18 protein-coding genes are annotated in these 22,511 nt (G+C 52.1%); 7 read left to right on the forward strand and 11 right to left on the reverse strand.

All coding sequences use genetic code 11. The features are described 5' to 3' along the window. Positions 1-36 precede the first annotated feature (36 nt). Positions 37-2,316: an NADP-dependent oxaloacetate-decarboxylating malate dehydrogenase gene (maeB, locus tag FEM44_RS02325; protein WP_135521600.1), complete on the reverse strand. Its 2,280-nt coding sequence runs from the start codon at positions 2,314-2,316 to the stop codon at positions 37-39. 286 nt (positions 2,317-2,602) lie between these two features. Between maeB and tal the strand changes: the two genes are divergently transcribed. Beyond that, complete coding sequence (tal, locus tag FEM44_RS02330; RefSeq protein ID WP_135521598.1) at positions 2,603-3,553, forward strand: transaldolase; 951 nt, start codon at positions 2,603-2,605, stop codon at positions 3,551-3,553. Positions 3,554-3,573: 20 nt separating this feature from the next. Beyond that, on the forward strand, positions 3,574-5,577 hold the full coding sequence (tkt, locus tag FEM44_RS02335; protein ID WP_135521596.1) for a transketolase: 2,004 nt from the start codon (positions 3,574-3,576) through the stop codon (positions 5,575-5,577). A 95-nt stretch (positions 5,578-5,672) separates the two neighbouring features. Here tkt and FEM44_RS02340 read toward each other — a convergent pair whose 3' ends face one another. From FEM44_RS02340 to aegA, 3 genes are all read right to left on the reverse strand, one after another. Next, positions 5,673-6,716 (reverse strand): DUF1176 domain-containing protein, encoded by a 1,044-nt coding sequence (locus FEM44_RS02340; protein ID WP_135521594.1) that lies wholly within the window; start codon positions 6,714-6,716, stop codon positions 5,673-5,675. Between the two features lie 125 nt (positions 6,717-6,841). After that, entirely contained in the window at positions 6,842-7,417 is a 576-nt protein-coding gene (gene nudK / locus FEM44_RS02345; protein WP_000193711.1) for a GDP-mannose pyrophosphatase NudK, read from the reverse strand. A gap of 67 nt (positions 7,418-7,484) precedes the next feature. Then, positions 7,485-9,464, reverse strand: a complete 1,980-nt coding sequence (aegA, locus tag FEM44_RS02350) for a formate-dependent uric acid utilization protein AegA (protein ID WP_135521592.1) — start codon at positions 9,462-9,464, stop codon at positions 7,485-7,487. 205 nt (positions 9,465-9,669) lie between these two features. Here aegA and narQ point away from each other — a divergent pair, with 205 nt between their 5' ends. Both narQ and acrD read left to right on the forward strand, forming a co-directional pair. After that, positions 9,670-11,370: a nitrate/nitrite two-component system sensor histidine kinase NarQ gene (narQ, locus tag FEM44_RS02355; protein ID WP_135521590.1), complete on the forward strand. Its 1,701-nt coding sequence runs from the start codon at positions 9,670-9,672 to the stop codon at positions 11,368-11,370. 163 nt (positions 11,371-11,533) lie between these two features. Then, positions 11,534-14,647 carry a multidrug efflux RND transporter permease AcrD gene (gene acrD, locus FEM44_RS02360; RefSeq protein WP_135521588.1) on the forward strand — a complete coding sequence of 1,038 codons (3,114 nt, stop codon included), beginning with the start codon at positions 11,534-11,536 and terminating at the stop codon, positions 14,645-14,647. Positions 14,648-14,745: 98 nt separating this feature from the next. On the opposite strand, the gene ypfM is transcribed toward acrD, so the two are convergent. Beyond that, entirely contained in the window at positions 14,746-14,805 is a 60-nt protein-coding gene (gene ypfM, locus FEM44_RS02365) for a protein YpfM (RefSeq protein ID WP_001386977.1), read from the reverse strand. 378 nt (positions 14,806-15,183) lie between these two features. Here ypfM and FEM44_RS02370 point away from each other — a divergent pair, with 378 nt between their 5' ends. From FEM44_RS02370 to FEM44_RS02380, 3 genes are read left to right on the forward strand one after another with little or no spacing between them, the layout of a single operon-like run. Beyond that, on the forward strand, positions 15,184-15,540 hold the full coding sequence (locus FEM44_RS02370) for an ArsC family reductase (RefSeq protein ID WP_135521586.1): 357 nt from the start codon (positions 15,184-15,186) through the stop codon (positions 15,538-15,540). A 3-nt stretch (positions 15,541-15,543) separates the two neighbouring features. Next, on the forward strand, positions 15,544-16,671 hold the full coding sequence (dapE, locus tag FEM44_RS02375; protein ID WP_130207439.1) for a succinyl-diaminopimelate desuccinylase: 1,128 nt from the start codon (positions 15,544-15,546) through the stop codon (positions 16,669-16,671). 27 nt (positions 16,672-16,698) lie between these two features. Beyond that, positions 16,699-16,899, forward strand: coding sequence for a YpfN family protein (locus FEM44_RS02380; protein ID WP_000383836.1), 201 nt, complete (start codon positions 16,699-16,701; stop codon positions 16,897-16,899). Positions 16,900-17,026: 127 nt separating this feature from the next. On the opposite strand, the gene ypfH is transcribed toward FEM44_RS02380, so the two are convergent. From ypfH to purC, 6 genes are all read right to left on the reverse strand, one after another. Beyond that, positions 17,027-17,725 carry an esterase gene (ypfH, locus tag FEM44_RS02385; protein WP_135521584.1) on the reverse strand — a complete coding sequence of 233 codons (699 nt, stop codon included), beginning with the start codon at positions 17,723-17,725 and terminating at the stop codon, positions 17,027-17,029. A 73-nt stretch (positions 17,726-17,798) separates the two neighbouring features. After that, positions 17,799-19,814, reverse strand: coding sequence for a tRNA cytosine(34) acetyltransferase TmcA (tmcA, locus tag FEM44_RS02390; RefSeq protein WP_135521582.1), 2,016 nt, complete (start codon positions 19,812-19,814; stop codon positions 17,799-17,801). Between the two features lie 14 nt (positions 19,815-19,828). After that, positions 19,829-20,692, reverse strand: a complete 864-nt coding sequence (gene ypfJ, locus FEM44_RS02395; RefSeq protein WP_135521580.1) for a KPN_02809 family neutral zinc metallopeptidase — start codon at positions 20,690-20,692, stop codon at positions 19,829-19,831. Positions 20,693-20,838: 146 nt separating this feature from the next. Beyond that, positions 20,839-21,237 carry a type II toxin-antitoxin system tRNA(fMet)-specific endonuclease VapC gene (vapC, locus tag FEM44_RS02400; RefSeq protein WP_135521578.1) on the reverse strand — a complete coding sequence of 133 codons (399 nt, stop codon included), beginning with the start codon at positions 21,235-21,237 and terminating at the stop codon, positions 20,839-20,841. Next, the gene (gene vapB, locus FEM44_RS02405; protein WP_000450525.1) at positions 21,237-21,464 is read right to left on the reverse strand and encodes a toxin-antitoxin system antitoxin VapB; all 228 of its coding nucleotides are present in this window, start codon (positions 21,462-21,464) and stop codon (positions 21,237-21,239) included. The genes vapC and vapB overlap by 1 nt, the downstream gene beginning before the upstream one ends. Before the next feature lie 153 nt (positions 21,465-21,617). Beyond that, complete coding sequence (purC, locus tag FEM44_RS02410; RefSeq protein ID WP_001295467.1) at positions 21,618-22,331, reverse strand: phosphoribosylaminoimidazolesuccinocarboxamide synthase; 714 nt, start codon at positions 22,329-22,331, stop codon at positions 21,618-21,620. Positions 22,332-22,511 lie beyond the last annotated feature (180 nt).

The raw sequence follows: 22,511 nt of genomic DNA on the forward strand, positions 1-22,511 counted from the left end.
GAATTACTCAGGGTAAGCGTAAGAGTTAAGAAAGAATTACAGCGGCTGGGTTTGGGCTTCAACCACGGCGAGCGCCACCATGTTGACGATACGACGCACTGACGCGATCGGCGTTAACACGTGAACCGGTTTCGCCACGCCCATCAGTACCGGGCCGACGGTGACACCTTCCGAGCTGGAAACGCGCAGTAAGTTGTAACTAATACGAGCAGCTTCCATGTTCGGCATCACCAGAATATTGGCGGAACCTTTCAGGGTACTGTCCGGCATACGGTCGTTGCGAATCGCTTCTACCAGCGCCGCATCACCGTGCATTTCGCCATCAATCATCAGCTCAGGCGCACGTTCCCTGACTAGCTCCAGCGCTTTACGCATTTTGCTCGACGACGGGCAGTCAGAAGAACCGAAGTTAGAGTGCGACAGTAAGGCAACGCGCGGCTCAATACCGAAACGACGGACAGTTTCTGCCGCCATCAGCGTGATCTCCGCCAGCTCTTCTGCGTCTGGGTCATCATTAACATAGGTATCAGCAATAAAGGTGTTACCACTCGGCAGCAACAGCGCGTTCATTGCGCCTGCGGTGTGAACGCCATCGCGATAACCAAAGACATTTTTCACTACGCTAAAGTGTTCGTGATAATCGCCCACCGTTCCGCAGATCATCGCATCGGCTTCACCACGCTGAACCATGATCGCACCGATCACCGTCGGGTTGCTGATCAGCGCACGTTGTGCCTGTTCCTGAGTGACACCACGGCGCTTCATGATCTGGAAGTATTCGCTCCAGTACTCTTTAAAACGTGGATCGGATTCGTTATTGACGATCTCAAAATCAACGCCCGCTTTGATCTGCAAGCCCAGTTTCTGAATGCGCATTTCGATCACGTTCGGACGACCAATAAGGATCGGTTTTGCCAGTCCCAGCGTTACCAGTTCCTGAGTCGCGTGCAAAACGCGCGCCTCTTCACCTTCCGGCAGCACCACGCGCTTCGGCGCTTTGCGAGCCTGGGAGAAGATCGGCTTCATAAACAGGTTGGTTTTGTAAACGAACTCGGTCAGTTTGTCGATGTAGGCGTCAAAGTCGGCAATCGGGCGCGTCGCCACGCCGGACTCCATTGCTGCTTTGGCGACCGCAGGGGCGATCTTAACGATCAAGCGCGGATCAAACGGTTTTGGAATGATGTATTCAGGGCCAAAGCTCAGATCCTGATCGCCATACGCAGAAGCCACCACTTCGCTCTGTTCCGCATGAGCCAGTTCAGCAATCGCACGTACCGCCGCCAGTTTCATCTCTTCATTAATAGCGGTTGCGCCAACGTCCAGCGCGCCACGGAAGATGAACGGGAAGCAAAGCACGTTGTTAACCTGGTTCGGATAGTCGGAACGACCGGTACAGATAATGGCATCCGGACGCACTTCTTTCGCCAGTGGCGGCAGAATTTCCGGTTCCGGGTTCGCCAACGCCAGGATCATCGGCGCGCGGGCCATTTTCTTCACCATTTCCTGAGTCAGCACTTTCGGGCCGGAACAACCAAGGAAAATATCCGCGCCTTCAATCACATCGTCGAGGCTACGTTTGCCGTCATCCACCACCGCGTAAGCCGCTTTGGTTTCCGCCATGTTCGGCTCACGCCCCTGATAAATAACGCCTTTTGAGTCGCACACCACGATGTTATGTTTTTGCAGACCCAGCGCCACCAGCAGGTTCATACAGGCAATTGCCGCTGCGCCCGCACCAGAAACTACCATCCGTACGTCGGAGATATTTTTCTCTACTACGCGTAATCCGTTGAGAATGGCGGCGGTGCTGATGATTGCCGTCCCGTGTTGGTCGTCATGGAATACCGGAATGTTCATCCGCTGGCGCAGTTTCTGTTCAATATAGAAACATTCTGGCGCTTTAATATCTTCGAGGTTGATACCGCCGAAGGTCGGTTCAAGTGCGGCGACCACTTCGATAAATTTGTCCGGGTCGAGTTCATCAACTTCGATGTCAAACACATCTATCCCGGCGAATTTCTTAAACAGAACGCCCTTACCTTCCATCACCGGTTTACCTGCCAGCGCGCCAATATTACCCAACCCCAGCACTGCAGTACCGTTAGAGATAACTGCCACCAGGTTACCGCGCGCGGTATATTTGTAGGCTTTTAACGGATCTTTTTCGATTTCAAGACAAGGCGCGGCGACACCCGGTGAATAGGCCAGCGCCAGATCGCGCTGCGTTGCCAGAGGTTTGGTCGGAGAAACCTGGATTTTTCCTGGTACAGGAAATTCATGGAAATCAAGTGCACTTTGTTTTAACTGCTCATCCATTTGGTTGTTCCTTTCACGTAACGTTCACAAAAATAGGTGTGGGCAACTGCCTCAGCCCACAACGTGGCGCACATTATTACCTTGCCGGAGCTTCGAGACTCTGAGCAAGCCCAAACTCTCCCCCATCAAATAATGTTTTGGTAATAATCCCATAACACCGATGTTACCTGCTTCATCCAGCAATACCATGCCTGTCTGCTATGCTTTTTTGATGCGTTTAGCGAAATTTCTCAGAAGTGTGAATTAACGCACTCATCTAACACTTTACTTTTCAAGGAGTATTTCCATGAACGAGTTAGACGGCATCAAACAGTTCACCACTGTCGTGGCAGACAGCGGTGATATTGAGTCCATTCGGCATTATCATCCCCAGGATGCCACCACCAATCCTTCGCTTTTACTCAAGGCTGCCGGTTTATCACAATATGAACATTTAATAGACGATGCTATTGCCTGGGGTAAAAAAAATGGCAAGACCCAGGAACAACAAGTCGTTGCGGCCTGCGACAAACTGGCAGTCAATTTCGGTACAGAAATTCTCAAAATCGTACCCGGTCGCGTGTCGACAGAAGTTGACGCACGCCTCTCTTTTGACAAAGAAAAGAGTATCGAAAAAGCGCGCCACCTGGTGGACTTGTATCAACAACAAGGCGTTGATAAATCACGAATTCTGATAAAACTGGCCTCAACCTGGGAAGGAATTCGCGCGGCAGAAGAACTGGAAAAAGAAGGCATTAATTGCAACCTGACGCTGCTGTTTTCCTTTGCTCAGGCACGGGCCTGTGCAGAAGCTGGCGTTTTTCTGATTTCGCCATTTGTCGGGCGTATTTATGACTGGTATCAGGCGCGCAAGCCGCTGGATCCGTATGTGGTGGAAGAAGATCCGGGCGTTAAGTCGGTGCGTAATATCTACGACTATTTCAAGCAGCACCGCTATGAAACCATTGTGATGGGCGCAAGTTTCCGCCGTACCGAGCAAATCCTCGCTTTAACCGGTTGCGATCGTCTGACTATCGCGCCGAACTTGCTGAAAGAGTTGCAGGAAAAAGTCTCGCCAGTCGTCCGCAAATTGATCCCGCCTTCTCAGACGTTCCCACGCCCTGCCCCCATGAGCGAAGCGGAGTTCCGTTGGGAGCACAATCAGGATGCGATGGCGGTAGAAAAACTGTCTGAAGGCATCCGCCTGTTCGCCGTTGATCAACGCAAACTGGAAGATCTTCTTGCCGCCAAATTCTAAAACCAGCCACGGAGTGTTTTATGTCCCGAAAAGACCTTGCCAATGCGATTCGCGCGCTCAGTATGGATGCGGTGCAAAAAGCCAATTCTGGTCATCCCGGCGCGCCGATGGGCATGGCCGATATTGCCGAAGTGCTGTGGAACGACTTTCTCAAACATAACCCCACCGATCCGACCTGGTATGACCGCGACCGCTTTATTCTTTCCAACGGTCACGCCTCGATGTTGCTCTACAGTTTGCTACATCTGACTGGTTATGACCTGCCGCTGGAAGAGCTGAAGAACTTCCGTCAGTTGCATTCGAAAACCCCAGGTCACCCGGAGATTGGCTATACGCCAGGTGTTGAAACCACCACCGGGCCGCTGGGGCAAGGTTTGGCGAACGCGGTTGGACTGGCGATAGCGGAGCGCACGCTGGCAGCGCAGTTTAACCAGCCAGATCATGAGATTGTCGATCACTTCACCTACGTGTTTATGGGCGACGGCTGTCTGATGGAAGGCATCTCTCATGAAGTCTGTTCGCTGGCAGGAACGTTGGGACTCGGCAAGTTGATTGGCTTTTACGATCACAACGGTATTTCGATTGATGGTGAAACCGAAGGCTGGTTTACCGACGATACGGCAAAACGGTTTGAAGCCTACCACTGGCATGTTGTCCACGAGATCGACGGCCACGATCCGCAGGCGGTTAAGGAAGCGATCCTTGAAGCACAAAGCGTGAAAGATAAACCATCGCTGATTATCTGCCGCACGGTGATTGGCTTTGGTTCGCCTAACAAAGCGGGTAAGGAGGAGGCGCACGGCGCACCACTGGGGGAAGAAGAAGTGGCGCTGGCACGGCAAAAACTGGGCTGGCACCATCCGCCCTTTGAGATCCCCAAAGAGATTTATCACGCCTGGGATGCCCGCGAAAAAGGTGAAAAAGCCCAGCAGAGCTGGAATGAGAAGTTTGCCGCTTATAAAAAGGCCCATCCACAGCTGGCTGAAGAGTTTACTCGCCGAATGAGCGGTGGTCTGCCGAAGGACTGGGAGAAAACGACTCAGAAATATATCAATGAGTTGCAGGCGAATCCGGCGAAAATCGCTACCCGTAAAGCGTCGCAAAATACGCTTAACGCCTACGGCCCTATGCTGCCGGAGCTGCTCGGTGGTTCGGCGGATCTGGCCCCAAGTAATCTCACTATCTGGAAAGGTTCTGTGTCGCTGAAGGAAGATCTGGCGGGGAATTATATTCACTACGGGGTGCGTGAATTTGGTATGACCGCCATCGCCAACGGCATCGCGCACCACGGTGGCTTTGTGCCGTATACCGCGACGTTCCTGATGTTTGTTGAATACGCCCGTAACGCCGCGCGGATGGCGGCGCTGATGAAAGCGCGGCAGATTATGGTTTATACCCACGACTCGATTGGTCTGGGGGAAGATGGCCCGACACACCAGGCGGTTGAGCAACTGGCCAGTCTGCGCTTAACGCCGAATTTCAGCACCTGGCGACCGTGCGATCAGGTGGAAGCAGCGGTGGGCTGGAAGCTGGCGGTTGAGCGCCACAACGGGCCGACGGCGCTGATCCTCTCAAGGCAGAATCTGGCCCAGGTGGAACGTACGCCGGATCAGGTTAAAGAGATTGCTCGTGGTGGTTATGTGTTGAAAGACAGCGGAGGCAAGCCGGATATTATTTTGATTGCCACCGGTTCAGAGATGGAAATTACCCTGCAAGCGGCAGAGAAACTGGCGGGCGAAGGGCGTAATGTTCGCGTGGTTTCCCTGCCCTCGACCGATATTTTCGACGCCCAGGATGAGGAATATCGCGAGTCGGTGTTGCCTTCTAACGTTGCGGCCCGCGTGGCGGTAGAAGCGGGTATAGCCGATTACTGGTACAAATATGTTGGTTTGAAAGGGGCGATTGTCGGGATGACGGGTTACGGGGAGTCTGCTCCGGCGGATAAGCTGTTCCCGTTCTTTGGCTTTACCGCCGAGAATATTGTGGCAAAAGCGCATAAGGTGCTGGGAGTAAAAGGTGCCTGATGCTGATTGCCGGATGCTGATTGCCGGATGCGACGCTGACGCGTCTTATCCGGCCTACAGCGTCTTATCCGGCCTACATGTCCACGCCATGATGTTTAACGGGTGATCCACAACGTGGGCCAGGCGTCTGGCCCATGCCAGTTATCGCAGGTCGGTTCTGCGGCGTAACGAACCAGGCGAAAACGCTGGCCGTCAAAACGCCAGCGCGCCTGAATGCCACAATCGCTTAATCCGCGACCTTTCGCTAAGGTCACCAGTTCACGCGTTTTTTCATCGAATGTTGCGTTCATCAGTTCCAGTTCATTCGTCTCCTGACCGTTGTTGAACGGCAAACGTAACCGTACCGGGCGCGAGGCCAGTGGCTTTTTACGCGATACAATCCATGCCAAATCAATGGTGTTATAGGCTCCTGCCTCACAGCTAATCATCATCAGCGCTTTATCATCGGTCAGTGCCGTAACGCTCACTTCACGACGCAACGGATCAAGCGAGCAGCGCAGACCATTCATCCGCCAGTTACCATAATCCAGCAAATCGTTACGTTCTTCGAGTGAGAGTGGCGTCGGCGTTGGGTTAACCACCGCGACCTCTTTCAGCGCAGGCGCGGGCGGTACGCTGAGCGGCGGTTCGTCCCCTTTCTTTATCCACGCGGTTTCACTGCCAACGCGCTTTTGCTGGGCATCAATAAACAACAACGCCGCTTTTAAGCCATTCAAAGAAATGGTCTGATCGCCATCGCGTAAGGTGATTGCCTTCCCTTCCTGAATCATCTGCAAAAACGCGGTAATGGTTGCCGTATCATCGGTTACTAATAACCATGGTGAAATCCGCCACTTGTCACCACTTAACGCCAGCGGCTCGCCATCTAACAGCAGCCGTGGCGCTATTTCCCCTTCCGACACATCCGGTGATTTCAACCCGCCGCGCTCAATACGTAAAACGGCGTCGGTATGCGCCCCGGCGCTGCGGCTCAGGGTCATCACCAGTCCATTATGTTCGCCAGTATTGCGCGCCACGCAGAAGTTTTGGTTATTACAAGTGACCTGCCAGTCGGAAAACGCCCGTTGCGCTGGTGCCGCCCACGCCAAAGACGTCGGCAACAAAGCGAAAAAAAAGAGAAGGAAAATGCGATAGCGCATGGACGGTACGACCCCAGAAGTTCAAACAAACAGCACAAGTCGTATCTTCGTTGCGCAGGTAGCGCGGCTCAATCGGATTTATCGGATTGAGCCAATAATAAACAACGAAATATTATTGTTATTTTTCAGTCCATTAAATGTGACGTTTGCAAATAGTTAAGCAATAACACCGTCTTACCGTCACGTATCTCGCCTGTTTTGATCATCTCCAGCGCCTGGCTGAACGGCAGCTCGAGCACTTCAATATCTTCATCTTCGACACCGCCACCGGCGTTAGCGCGCTGATTGTCACTGTATTCGGCGATAAAAAAGTGGATTAGCTCAGTCACACCGCCTGGCGACATATACAGTTCAAATAATTTGCGCACTTCGCCCACTTCATAGCCCGTCTCTTCAATCGCTTCTTTGCGAATACAGACTTCCGGTTCGTCGTTATCCAGCAGCCCGGCGCAGGTTTCAATCAGCTGCCCACTTTCATTGCCATTAACCCAGGTAGCGACACGGAACTGACGAATCAGAACCACGGTCTTTTTCTTCGCGTTGTACAGGAGGATCGTCGCACCATTGCCGCGATCGTACACTTCACGTTTATGGCGGATAACTTCGCCATCTTTGCGGGTAAGATCGTAGGTAATGTTGTGCAGAGTGAAATAGTTATCGGAGAGAATTTTGTCTTTAATGAGGGTGATTTGTTGCGTCATACCGACTCCACAGCGCGAAATGAACAATTATCTTACGCTGTGAAGTCGGGTTTGTCTGCGCAGGCTATCAGTGAGATTTGACTGATTTTACGCCTAGCCAGTCAATAATCCCCTGTGCCGCATGACGTCCTTCTGCCATTGCGGTAACCACCAGATCCGCACCACGCACGGCATCGCCACCGGCGAAGATTTTCGGATTGGTGGTCTGGTAACGGTACTGGCTTTCAACGTCCGCCACGATGCGGCCCCATTTATCCACCGTTACACCGTGCGACTCCAGCCACGGCATCCCGTGCGGGTTGAAGCCAAATGCCATGATCACCGCGTCGGCTGGCATCACAAATTCACTGCCCTCAATCGGTACAGGTCGCCGACGCCCTTGTGCATCAGCTTCGCCAAGACGCGTGCGCAGGAAACGAATCCCGCAGACGTGACCTTGTTCATTCAGCTCAATCGCCACTGGCTGAACATTAAACTCGAAGTTAGCCCCTTCTTCACGGGCGTTCTTCACCTCTTTTTTCGAACCTGGCATGTTGGCTTCATCACGACGGTAGGCACAGGTGACGTTGCTCGCGCCGTGGCGCAGCGCAGTACGCACACAATCCATCGCGGTATCCCCACCGCCCAGTACTACCACATTCATCCCGGCGGTATTAATAAATGGCTCTTCCGGTAACTCTTCAAGTCCCATCACCTGTTTAGTGTTGGCGATGAGGAACGGCAGCGCGTCATAAACGCCCGGCGCATCTTCATTGGGTAAACCCGCTTTCATGGAACGGTAAGTGCCTACGCCAACGAAGACCGCGTCGTATTGTTCCAAAAGCGAATCCAAAGAGACATCTTTACCCACTTCACAATTGAGTTCGAAGTGAATCCCCATCGCGCTGAAGATTTCCCGACGGCGTGCCAGCAGGGACTTATCCAGTTTGAAAGAAGGAATGCCGAAGGTGAGCAAGCCACCGATTTCGGGATGGCGATCGTACACCGTCACCGCCACGCCATTGCGGGTCAGAACATCCGCACAGGCCAGCCCTGCCGGACCCGCGCCAATAATCGCCACTCGCTTGTCGACTTTGGTGACATGGCTTAAGTCGGGACGCCAGCCTTTCGCCAGTGCCTGATCCGAAATGTAGCGTTCAATATTGCCGATAGTCACCGCACCGTGCTCATCGCGAATAGTACACGCGCCTTCGCACAAGCGGTCTTGCGGGCAAACACGCCCGGTAATTTCCGGCAGGGTGTTGGTCTGGTGAGAAAGCTCGACGGCAGCATCGATGTTTCCGGCTTTCACCAGTTCAATCCACTGCGGAATATGGTTATGCAGTGGGCAGGTCCATTCACAAACGCTATGCTCGCCGCACTTCAGGCAGCGCGAGGCTTCCCGTTGTGCCTGGTCGGCACGAAACGGCAGATAAATTTCATCAAAACCAGTTTTGCGCGCTTCAATCGCCAGTTTATCCGGCTCGCCGCGCGCGGGCGTTGCCTGCATTTGCTCGACTTTACTCATTACCAGCATTTCTTGTGCCGCGGTACTGGCATGCCACGGTTGATGTTCCTGCCGCGCGGTGCGCAGGCGGCGGGATTTCGCCATGCCGGAGAGTGCAGCGTCAGTGACCAGTTGCAGCGCGTCCGCCGGGCAATTCTCGACACAGGCAGGACCGTTTTCGCGCCCTGCACACAGGTCGCATTTATGCGCGGTGGCTTTAACTTTGCCCGCCGCGACGGGCGTCAGGACGATTTGCATCGTACCAAATGGACAGGCCACCACGCAGGATTTACAGCCAATACACTTTTGCTGATTGACCTGAATGCTGTCATCAACGTGGCTGATCGCGCCATTAGGGCAGCTACGGGCGCAGGGCGCATCTTCACAATGGTGACAAGTCACTGCGCTACGTTGCTGCTGATGTTTAATAACCGTAATTCGGGGGTGAAAATGGTGCTGACTCAACACGTGTTGCTCATCATTGTGAGCCATCACACAGGCCACTTCACAAGCATGGCACCCCAGGCATTGCTGACTGTTGGCCATAATAAAACGATTCATAACGACCTTCTTTTTTGGTTGTAAAAACCTTATTCTTTATATGAGTGTTGTTATTACCCGACTTACAGGGGAATCGGCAATGTTCATGTGCCCAGAAAAAGTAACTATTTCGCTATAAACTGTGGCAGATCAAATAATCCCATTGCTTATCAAATTGAGTTTCAGCGTTCTGGAACATTAATTATTTTATGTGGAGAAGACGCGTGTGATTGTTAAACGACCCGTCTCGGCCAGTCTAGCCCGGGCCTTTTTTTACATTGTGCTGCTGTCGATTCTTTCCACGGGTATCGCTCTGCTAACTCTGGCGAGCAGTTTGCGCGACGCCGAAGCCATCAATATTGCCGGATCGCTGCGTATGCAGAGTTATCGTCTGGGTTACGATCTACAACGCGGCAGTCCGCAGCTCAATGCGCATCGCCAGCTGTTCCAGCAGGCACTGCACTCACCGGTATTAACTAATCTCAACGTCTGGTATGTGCCTGAGGCAGTAAAAACCCGCTATGCGCATCTGAATGCCAACTGGCTGGAGATGAATAATCGGCTCAGCAAGGGTGATTTGCCGTGGTATCAGGCCAATATCAATAATTATGTCAATCAGATAGACCTCTTCGTGCTGGCTTTGCAACACTACGCCGAACGAAAAATGCTGCTGGTCGTCGCCATTTCTCTGGCTGGCGGTATCGGCATATTCACGCTGGTCTTTTTTACTCTGCGCCGCATTCGTCATCAGGTGGTTGCCCCGCTGAATCAACTGGTTACCGCCAGTCAGCGTATTGAACACGGGCAGTTCGACTCACCGCCGCTGGATACCAGCCTACCCAATGAACTGGGACTGCTTGCAAAAACCTTTAACCAGATGTCGAGCGAGCTGCATAAGTTGTACCGCTCGCTGGAAGCGTCAGTAGAAGAAAAAACCCGCGATCTCCACGAGGCCAAGCGTCGCCTGGAGGTTCTTTATCAGTGTTCGCAGGCACTGAACACCAGCCAGATTGATGTGCATTGTTTCCGCCATATTTTGCAGATTGTTCGCGACAATGAGGCTGCTGAATATCTGGAGCTGAACGTTGGGGATAACTGGCGGATTAGCGAAGGGAAGCCAAACCCTGAGCTGCCAATGCAGATTTTACCGGTCACCATGCAAGAGACGGTTTACGGCGAGCTGCACTGGCAAAACAGCCACGTGTCGTCATCAGAACCACTACTTAACAGCGTTTCATCGATGCTGGGACGCGGTTTGTACTTTAATCAGGCGCAGAAGCATTTTCAGCAGTTACTGTTGATGGAAGAACGTGCGACCATCGCCCGCGAACTGCACGACTCTCTGGCTCAGGTGCTTTCTTATTTACGTATCCAGTTGACGTTACTGAAACGTTCGATACCCGAAGATAATGCCACTGCACAAAGTATCATGGCCGATTTCTCCCAGGCGCTGAATGATGCTTATCGGCAGTTACGCGAGCTGTTAACCACTTTCCGACTGACGCTACAGCAGGCGGATCTCCCCTCTGCGCTGCGTGAAATGCTGGATACATTACAAAACCAAACCAGCGCCAAACTGACTCTCGACTGCCGTCTGCCAACCCTGGCGCTGGATGCGCAGATGCAGGTGCATTTGTTGCAAATTATTCGCGAAGCGGTGCTGAATGCGATGAAGCACGCCAACGCCAGCGAAATTGCCGTTAGCTGCGTCACCGCGCCGGATGGCAATCACACGGTCTATATCCGTGATAACGGTATTGGCATCGGTGAACCGAAAGAACCTGAAGGCCATTATGGTCTGAATATCATGCGCGAGCGCGCAGAACGACTGGGCGGAACGCTGACATTTTCGCAACCTTCCGGCGGCGGCACGTTAGTGAGTATTAGCTTTCGCACTGCGGAGAGCGAGGAAAGCCAGCAGATATGATGCTGCCTACTGTTCATTAAATACTGGCATTTTAGGTTCAGTATAAAAGGGCATGATAATTTACATTATCTCCTTTTTTTCTCCACGATTGGCTCGTACCTTGCCGCTACAGTGAAGCAAGGCATGCCCATAACGATACGCAGAACTACGAGGTCCTCTTTTAATGGCGAATTTCTTTATTGATCGCCCCATTTTTGCCTGGGTGCTGGCAATTCTGTTGTGTCTGACAGGAACCCTGGCCATTTTCTCATTGCCCGTTGAACAGTACCCGGATCTCGCGCCACCGAATGTGCGAGTGACCGCTAACTATCCTGGCGCGTCAGCCCAGACGCTGGAAAACACCGTAACCCAGGTTATCGAGCAGAATATGACTGGCCTCGATAACCTGATGTATATGTCGTCACAAAGCAGTGGCACCGGTCAGGCATCTGTCACCTTAAGTTTTAAAGCCGGAACCGACCCGGACGAGGCGGTGCAACAGGTGCAAAACCAGCTGCAATCGGCCATGCGTAAACTCCCACAGGCGGTACAAAACCAGGGCGTGACAGTACGTAAAACCGGCGATACTAACATCCTGACCATTGCTTTCGTCTCTACCGATGGTTCGATGGATAAACAAGATATTGCCGATTACGTTGCCAGTAATATTCAGGATCCGTTAAGCCGCGTTAACGGCGTTGGTGATATCGACGCCTATGGTTCACAGTACTCGATGCGTATCTGGCTTGATCCGGCAAAACTGAACAGCTTCCAGATGACGGCTAAAGATGTAACCGACGCCATTGAGTCACAGAACGCGCAGATTGCGGTCGGACAGCTTGGCGGTACGCCGTCGGTCGATAACCAGGCACTCAACGCCACCATTAACGCCCAATCACTGTTGCAAACGCCAGAACAGTTCCGTGATATCACTCTGCGGGTAAACCAGGACGGTTCGGAAGTGAAACTGGGTGATGTCGCCACCGTCGAAATGGGAGCGGAGAAATACGATTATCTTAGCCGTTTCAACGGTAAACCAGCCTCGGGGCTGGGGGTAAAACTGGCCTCCGGTGCGAACGAAATGGCAACGGCAGAACTGGTGATCAACCGTCTGGATGAACTGGCGCAGTATTTCCCGCCCGGACTGGAGTACAAGGTGGCGTATGAAACCACCTCGTTTGTTAAGGCCTCCATTGAAGACGTAGTGAAAACTCTGTTAGAAGCTATCGCGCTGGTTTTCCTCGTCATGTATCTGTTCCTGCAAAACTTCCGCGCTACGCTGATTCCAACTATCGCCGTGCCGGTAGTGTTGATGGGAACCTTCTCGGTGCTTTATGCCTTCGGCTATAGCGTCAACACCTTAACCATGTTCGCGATGGTGCTGGCTATCGGCCTGCTGGTGGATGACGCCATCGTGGTGGTGGAAAACGTCGAACGTATTATGAGTGAGGAAGGACTCACTCCACGCGAAGCCACACGTAAATCGATGGGGCAAATCCAGGGCGCACTGGTCGGGATTGCAATGGTGCTTTCTGCTGTATTTGTGCCAATGGCCTTCTTTGGCGGCACCACCGGGGCTATCTATCGCCAGTTCTCTATAACCATTGTTGCGGCAATGGTGCTGTCGGTGCTGGTGGCGATGATCCTGACTCCAGCATTGTGCGCCACGCTACTTAAGCCACTGAAAAAAGGTGAGCATCACGGGCAGAAAGGCTTTTTTGCCTGGTTTAACCAGATGTTCAACCGCAACGCCGAACGCTACGAAAAAGGGGTAGCGAAAATTCTCCACCGCAGCCTGCGCTGGATTTTGATTTACGTCCTGCTGTTAGGCGGCATGGTGTTCCTGTTTCTGCGTCTGCCGACGTCGTTTCTGCCTCTGGAAGACCGTGGCATGTTTACCACCTCGGTACAGTTACCCAGCGGTTCGACTCAGCAACAGACCCTGAAAGTGGTGGAACAGATCGAGAAGTATTACTTCACCCATGAGAAAGACAACATCATGTCGGTGTTTGCTACGGTCGGTTCAGGCCCTGGCGGTAACGGGCAAAACGTGGCACGAATGTTTGTCCGCCTGAAAGACTGGAGCGAACGCGACAGTAAAACAGGCACCTCGTTTGCCATTATCGAACGTGCAACAAAAGAATTTAATAAAATCAAAGAAGCTCGCGTTATCGCCAGTAGCCCGCCTGCTATCAGCGGTCTTGGCAGTTCCGCTGGATTTGATATGGAGTTGCAGGACCACGCCGGGGCTGGTCACGATGCGCTGATGGCTGCGCGTAATCAGCTGCTGGCGCTCGCGGCGGAAAACCCAGAACTTACTCGTGTGCGCCATAACGGTCTGGACGATAGCCCGCAATTGCAGATTGATATCGACCAGCGCAAAGCACAGGCACTGGGCGTTGCCATTGACGATATTAACGACACGCTGCAAACCGCGTGGGGCTCGAGCTATGTGAATGACTTTATGGATCGCGGTCGCGTGAAGAAAGTCTATGTGCAGGCTGCCGCGCCGTATCGCATGCTGCCAGATGACATTAACCTGTGGTATGTGCGTAACAAAGACGGCGGCATGGTGCCTTTCTCCGCCTTCGCGACCTCTCGCTGGGAAACAGGCTCGCCGCGTCTGGAACGCTATAACGGCTATTCTGCGGTAGAGATTGTCGGGGAAGCCGCCCCGGGCATCAGTACGGGTACCGCGATGGATATTATGGAATCGTTGGTGAAGCAATTGCCGAACGGCTTTGGACTGGAGTGGACAGCGATGTCGTACCAGGAACGACTTTCCGGTGCGCAAGCTCCGGCGCTGTATGCCATTTCATTGCTGGTGGTATTCCTGTGTCTGGCTGCACTTTATGAAAGTTGGTCAGTACCGTTCTCGGTAATGCTGGTTGTACCGCTGGGGGTTATCGGCGCACTGCTGGCAACCTGGATGCGTGGGCTAGAAAACGATGTGTACTTTCAGGTTGGCCTGCTAACAGTCATTGGTTTGTCGGCGAAAAACGCCATCCTGATTGTTGAGTTTGCCAACGAAATGAATCAAAAAGGCCACGACCTGTTTGAAGCGACGCTCTACGCCTGTCGTCAGCGTTTACGTCCGATTCTGATGACATCGCTGGCGTTTATCTTCGGCGTATTGCCGATGGCAATCAGCAACGGTGCCGGTTCCGGTGGTCAACATGCGGTGGGTACTGGCGTAATGGGCGGGATGATTTCTGCCACCATTCTGGCGATTTACTTCGTACCGCTGTTCTTTGTGCTGGTACGCCGTCGCTTCCCTCTTAAGCCACGTCCGGAATAAGCAATAAAAAAGGCGACATGCCAACGTGTCGCCTTTTTCAACTTTCTGATAAAGAACCTGTTCATCAGGTTCTTTCATTTTACCTTCTGTCCTGGTAATTACTTGCGAAGCATAACTTCGATAAAGTCTTTCCAGTTCCCCAGTTCACGTTCAATCATAACAACCTCTCTTATAATTATGGGTATTCTACGGAAACAATATACCGTGGTGAAGCTAATTTATTCGATTGCTGTGATTACTACCTCCGGGGCAAAACCTATGTAAATACTATGGCCCTGAGACAGGGATTTTTATGTGATGCAAAGCAACATTTCAACAGATTCATACGGATTCTAATACTTGCTTAATTCTGTTTGAAATACAGACAGATACCTAGGGGAATATTCTTAATAATTGCATTCAAAACGCTCACAATTATTTAATAATTGTTAAGTGAAACACCTTAATAATGTTATATTTTCTGGTATTCATTTGCAGGGGAAATGTATCGCCTGTTAAATGAGTATTTATTCTTATAAATCGAAAAAGGATTCATTATGCTTACACTTTACGGCATCAAAAATTGTGACACTATTAAAAAGGCTCGCCGTTGGCTGGAAGCCAATAACATCGACTATCGTTTTCACGATTACCGCGTTGATGGGCTGGACAGCGAATTATTGAACGGTTTTATCAACGAATTAGGCTGGGAAGCGTTACTCAACACCCGTGGCACCACCTGGCGCAAGCTGGACGAAGCCACCCGCAACAACATCACCGATGCGGCCTCTGCTATGGCATTAATGACTGAAATGCCTGCAATCATCAAACGCCCATTGCTCTGCGCGCCCGGGAAGCCTATGCTGCTGGGTTTCAGTGAATCCAGTTATCAGCAATTTTTCCATGAGGTGTAGTCTATGTCGTGTCCGGTTATTGAGCTGACACAGCAGCTTATTCGCCGCCCATCCTTAAGTCCTGATGATGCAGGATGTCAGGCAATCATGATCGACCGTCTGCAGGCAATCGGTTTTACCATTGAACGCATGGATTTTGCGGATACGCAGAATTTTTGGGCGTGGCGTGGACAAGGAGAAACCCTGGCCTTTGCCGGACATACTGACGTAGTCCCCCCTGGCGATGCCGACCGTTGGATCAATCCACCATTTGAACCGACCATTCGTGACGGTATGCTATTCGGGCGCGGTGCGGCAGATATGAAAGGGTCGCTGGCGGCAATGGTCGTGGCGGCAGAACGCTTTGTCGCGCAACATCCCAACCATAAAGGCCGACTGGCGTTTCTGATCACCTCAGACGAAGAGGCCAGCGCCCACAACGGCACGGTCAAAGTGGTCGAAGCTTTAATGGCGCGTAATGAACGGCTGGATTACTGCCTGGTTGGCGAACCGTCGAGTATCGAAGTGGTCGGTGATGTAGTGAAAAATGGCCGTCGCGGATCGTTGACCTGCAACCTCACCATTCATGGCGTGCAAGGGCATGTGGCCTACCCGCATCTGGCTGATAATCCAGTACATCGCGCAGCACCTTTCCTTAATGAATTAGTGGCTATTGAGTGGGATCAGGGCAATGAATTTTTCCCGGCAACCAGTATGCAAATAGCCAATATTCAGGCGGGAACGGGCAGTAACAACGTTATTCCTGGTGAACTGTTTGTGCAGTTTAACTTCCGCTTCAGTACCGAACTGACTGATGAGATGATCAAAGCGCAGGTACTTGCCCTGCTTGAAAAACATCAACTGCGTTATACAGTGGATTGGTGGCTTTCCGGGCAGCCATTTTTGACCGCGCGCGGTAAACTGGTGGATGCGGTCGTTAACGCGGTTGAGCACTATAATGAAATTAAACCGCAGCTACTGACCACAGGCGGAACGTCCGACGGGCGCTTTATTGCTCGCATGGGGGCGCAGGTGGTGGAACTCGGGCCGGTCAATGCTACCATTCATAAAATTAATGAATGTGTGAATGCTGCCGACCTGCAGCTACTTGCCCGTATGTATCAACGTATCATGGAACAGCTCGTCGCCTGATGAGTCGTTCTGTAAGAGGAAATAAGCATGGACTGGCTGGCTAAATATTGGTGGATTCTGGTGATTGTCTTTTTGGTGGGCGTCCTGCTGAACGTGATTAAAGATCTCAAGCGCGTCGACCATAAGAAATTTCTCGCCAACAAGCCGGAGCTTCCCCCGCATCGTGATTTCAACGATAAGTGGGACGATGACGACGACTGGCCGAAAAAGGATCAACCGAAGAAGTAAGCTGAGGGGCCGGATAATGTCTGGCGCTCAACCGTAGGCCTGATAAGACGCGTCAGCGTCGCATCAGGCATCATAGCCGGATCCGGCGTGAACGCCTTATCCGGCCTACGCGTCCGGCACCTGTCTTTTACATCATTTCAATCACATCATCATCGCCGGGCTTACCGCTGCTTAACGCTTCGTCGAAATAATGTTTCGGAATGGTATAACGCAAGTGATCCAGGGCGAATTGCATACTGCGATTGTCGATCGCATGGCCTAAATCCTCCACGATATCCAGCGTCACATCACCACCGGCACTGATTAACGCTTCCTGCGCCGCAACCGCATGCGCCAAATCGATAACCGGATCTTCACCACCATGAATCAAATGAATTGTCGTGGCTGTAGACGCGGTTTCCGGCAGGCTGGCATAGCGTCCGTTAAAAGCAATGACGCGTGAGGCAAGGCCGGGCTCGGCTTTAATACTCTCCAGCGCCATAATCGCGCCTTGTGAGAAACCGATTAGCGCCGTGGCGTTAGCCCCTACTCCGCTCTGTTTCTGCCAGTAGCGTACCGTCTCAATAAATGTCGGCATGATGGCATCTACCCGTGCCTGGCGATTCTCTTCTGTTACGCCCTGCACTGAAAACCACTGGCGCCCCGCCGGATTACCGCTCGGCTCCGCGCCACCGACACTCACCACCAGCGCATCCGGGAACAACGGTGCAAACCAACTGCCGATCTCCCCCATCGCTACCGGGTTATCGCCGACACCGTGAAAAAGCAGCAACAACTGTTGCGCAGGTTTATCCGGGCTTTGAACAACAAAATGGTCATGTTTCATGGCGAACTCCTTAACTAATGTCATTAATTTTACGCCGCTGACTCACAATGACCATGGGATAAAATTGAAGGAGTCAGTGAAAAAATTGCCATTGCGTTATGCGATCGCGCAGGCGTTCAGTGCGGGCATCATCAAGTGCGAATAGCGCCTGTGCCGCCTCTTCACGCTGATGGGCCAACAACGCCTTACGGCCTGAAAGTTTAAGTGTGGTACATAACTGCGCATCGCTGGCGTTTTTCTGTAAACGTCCGCGCAGCGCCGGTAATGCCAGTTCACTGGTTTGCAGCAGGCGTGTTAAACAGCCTAATGACGTTAAAAGCGGACGATGAGCGAAAGCAAAACCAGCCAGTTCCAGCCAGTCGCCGTCAGTAACCACGATATCGTTAAGCGGATCGACTGGAATAGTTTCGCCATTCCACTGCGCGATAATTTGCGCATCGCGGCGTAAACGAAAATGCTCACGTTCTGCCAGTTGTTTACCCGCTTCGCTAATCGGTAACAACGCCATCGCCGTATAGCAACCACTGCTGGCTTCGCGATGATTACCCATTCGCACCAGCACAAAACCACAGCGTTGCCAGAAACGCCATAATTCCTCGGTGTAGCCAAAGCTTACCGAAAGGTAGTCGAGGCCAGGCGTATATTGCAAAGCGCTGGCAATGAGCTGTTGCCCAACGCCTTCGCGCTGACGCGCCGGATGGACTGCAATCCGGCTGACCCGCCGTCCGCGCAATGTCGCCGCCTGTGGATTGCTGCCGTGCGCCGCCAGCGACTGGGCCACCAGATTACCCCGCGGGCGACGAAAACCCGCCCATACCGCCTGACTGAGTTCTTGAGATAATCCGCCCTCATCCACCAGCCACAGCGCCCCGGTGATCTCGTTTTCGCAAGCCGCCTTTAAGAAATGTTGCCCAGGCGCGTCCATCATCCGTCGCAAATCCAGTGGTGATGTCCGGTAGTGCGCACCAGATAATAACTGGTAAACCTTTAACGGCGTTTCCGGATCGCTTCGCCATAACGCCTGTTCAAAAGCGGAAATGACGATGTCACCTTGTGGTTTGTGAGTGAAGTTTTCATCGTCAAAAACCAGTGCCTCACTGACTATTTTTTCCAGTGGACAGCCCTGCGCCCAGCGGATCGGCTGCTGCAATTCAAAACGCTGAAGACGCGGGAAGCGAGCGCAAAATTTCAGCAAAAATCCTCGTCCGGTGCCTTCATAGCCCTGTACCGTTGTAGTTAACAAAGTGCGTGAGAAACGCGATACCAGCTGATGCAACAGTGGCGCAGGAATGGCTGCAGCTTCGTCAACCACCAGCCAGTCGGCTTTTTCATCACTGGCTAGTAAGGCATCTGGCGCCACAAAGCGATACTTCTCGCCCGCAAACTGCGACAGCACATCCGTTGCAGCCTTCGCAGGTGCAGTAACAATCGCACTGCCAGAGATACGGGAAATGAGTTGCCCCGCCAGCGCCGACTTACCGCGCCCGCGCGCAGCAGTTACCGCAGCCACGCCCGGCGGCATGCTCAGCAGTTGCTGTAATATGTGCTGTTGTTCTGGTTGCGGCTCGCCAGTAGCAGGACGCCAGTCTGAATAAGGAGCAAAATGCGCCAACTTGAACGGCTGATTTTGTCGCCAGAGGATAGCGTTGTTATCCGCCGCAAGTACGCGTTTGAGATGTTGGACAAAATGCGGAGTCGCAATAGGACCAGGGCAATCACTCCAGCGCAGCGAATCGACATCAGGATGGTTTTCCCATTCTTCCCACGCAGGGAGCAACAACACCAGCCAGCTTCCCGCTTTCAGCGTTCCGCTAAGTGCGGCAAAAGTGGCGGCATCAAAGCCCTGGCGGGCGTCGAATACCGCGTGCTGAAACTCGCGCCCAAGTAAAGTTTGTAGCGCTGATGGCGTACAGTGGTTTTCAGAAGCTGGCTGCGGCGAAACCCACAGCCAGTCGCCCGGTAATACGTCACGCAACTTAAGCGCATTCTCACCGCACCAGCTTCCTTCGCCGCTCAACACTAACAAGCGGCGAATCCCTTCGCGTTTCATTTGCGCTGTTAATGTGTGAAGCGCCGTCAGTTCAGCCATCCCTGCCCCGGAAGTTAAATGCTTTTACCAAAAGTATTGCATTGTGCCGGATCGCCGCTGTCGAAACCACGTTTAAACCAGCTATAGCGTTGTTGGGATGTACCATGGGTAAAGCTGTCTGGCACCACCTGCCCCTGACTTTGCTGTTGTAAACGGTCATCGCCGATGGCCTGCGCCGCGTTCAGCGCCTCTTCCAGATCGCCGGTTTCCAGAACGCCTTGCTGCTGCATGCTATGCCCCCAGACACCGGCAAAGCAGTCGGCCTGGAGTTCCATACGCACAGATAAGCGGTTGACTTCCGCTTGCGTCGCGTTTTGTTGCAGTTGACGGACTTTCGGCTCGATACCTAACAGTTTCTGCACGTGATGACCGACTTCATGGGCGATAACGTACCCTTGAGCAAAATCACCATCCGCGCCCAGTTTGTCTTTCATGTCATCATAGAAGGAGAGATCGATATAGACTGTGCCATCCGCCGGGCAATAAAACGGTCCCATAATGGACTGCCCCGCCCCGCAACCGGTGCGAGTCATTCCACGGTACATGACCAGCTTCGGTTGCTGGTAGGTCTTACCCATCTTCTCGAATTGCTGTCCCCAGGTGTCTTCCGTGGTTGCCAGAATCACCGAAGTGAATTTTGCCGCTTCGTCTTCATTTGGGCTAATTGAACGCGTTGATTGCTGTTGGGAAACGGGCTGCCCGGTCATCAATCCAGTTAAATCAACACCATAGTAGCCAGCGACCAACACAACCACCAGTAAAATTAACCCACCTTTACCGGTTGGTAAGCGAAAACCGGGACCGCCCATTGACGGACTACCGGAGCTGTTTCGCCTGTCTTCAACATTGTCACTTTCACGACGCCCTTGCCAGCGCATAGATACCTCAACAATATATTCATTATAGGAATGATCGTAGGTCGTTCAGAGGAAGATTACCACAGGAAAGCGGGAGGAAATGATGGAGGAATTAAGGCTTCATTCCACGTTATATAATTTACGAATGTTAGAAGTAAAAGAGAATGTTAGCTCCAGTCTTCTAGTCTGATTCCCGCTACTCGCTCAAACTCTCGGGTATTGTTGGTAACCACAATCAAACCGCGACTGCGAGCATGTCCCGCTATCATCTGGTCAAAAGGTCCAACAGGCCTTCCCTGCCAGGCAAGCTCGGCTCTGATTTGCCCAGTATGCGTCGCAGCAGCACTATCATAATCAAGCACTTCCAAACGAGATACGAAACCTTCAATCACCGCTAAATTGCGTTCTGGCATCTGACTTTTTTCTGCCCCATAGATAAGCTCCATCAATGTTACAGAACTTATACACATCCGGCCAGAATTCAGGTTAAAGCGATCCCTGACATGTACTGGTTTATTCTTAATAGTGAAAATACAGATATTGGTATCCAGCATGAATTTCAGCATCAGAATGATTCCCTTTCCTGCATTGCGGGTTGATCACGAATATCCATAAAATCCGCACTCACATTTTCGCCATCAAACCAACTGTCCCAGGACTCACCAACGGGAGTAATGATTCTTGTACGACCAATCGCAATAATTTCTACTTTCTTAACGTCTTCTGGCAGAGCGACCGCTTTAGGTAATCTGACAGCCTGACTGCGATTACTTAAAAATACAGTAGTTTCCATAGCCCCCCCTTCTTTGGGATATACGTTATGTATATACATATTGGCTTGGTATTGCTTTTCTGTCAAAGGGAGATAATGCGAAGTATTGTAGCGGGAGTAACGAAGACATTTAGCCGGAGCATCCTCCGGCTGAAAAATAAGCAATCAGAAAAATCAGTCCAGCTGTACACCCAGGCGGCGGGCGACGGCTTCATAGGCTTCGATCAGGCCACCGAGGCTCTGGCGGAAACGGTCTTTGTCCATTTTCTCCAGCGTTTCTTTGTCCCACAGGCGGCTGCCGTCCGGGGAGAACTCATCACCCAGCACGACTTCGCCTTTGTACAGACCAAACTCCAGCTTGAAGTCGACCAGAATCAGACCGGCATCATCGAACAGTTTTTTCAGCACGTCGTTCGCTTTGTAAGTCAGTTCTTTCATACGCGCCAGGTTCTCTTTGCTTACCCAGCCAAAGGTTTCGCAGTAAGATTCGTTGACCATCGGATCGTGCATGGCGTCGTTTTTCAGGAACAAATCGAACAGCGGTGGGTTCAGCTCAATACCTTCTTCGATTCCAAGACGTTTCACCAGAGAGCCAGCAGCACGGTTACGCACGACACACTCAACCGGCACCATATCCAGCTTTTTCACCAGACATTCGGTATCGGAGAGCAGACGCTCCATTTGAGTCGGGATACCCGCTTCAGCCAGTTTGCTCATAATGAAGTAGTTGAACTTGTTGTTCACCATACCTTTGCGATCAAACTGCTCAATGCGCGCGCCATCCCCTGCTGACGTATCATTGCGGAATTCGAGCACCAACAGGTCCGGGTTTTCCGTGCTGTATACGGTTTTCGCTTTACCACGATACAACTCAGCTTGCTTTTGCATCTTTATCACTCCTGGGTGTGAATTAACGTTTTAAAATCTTTTGCTGTCTGGTGTGCCTGTCGTTTTGTCGGCGGTGCCGTGAACGCCTTAACCGACCTACGCCGACAAACAAATTTCGTGCGAATTAACGCTAAAATCGCGTTTTTCTGCTGACGCACACGTTTGCGTATCATATCAGAA

This window comes from Escherichia sp. E4742 (assembly GCF_005843885.1).
GTDB lineage: Bacteria > Pseudomonadota > Gammaproteobacteria > Enterobacterales > Enterobacteriaceae > Escherichia.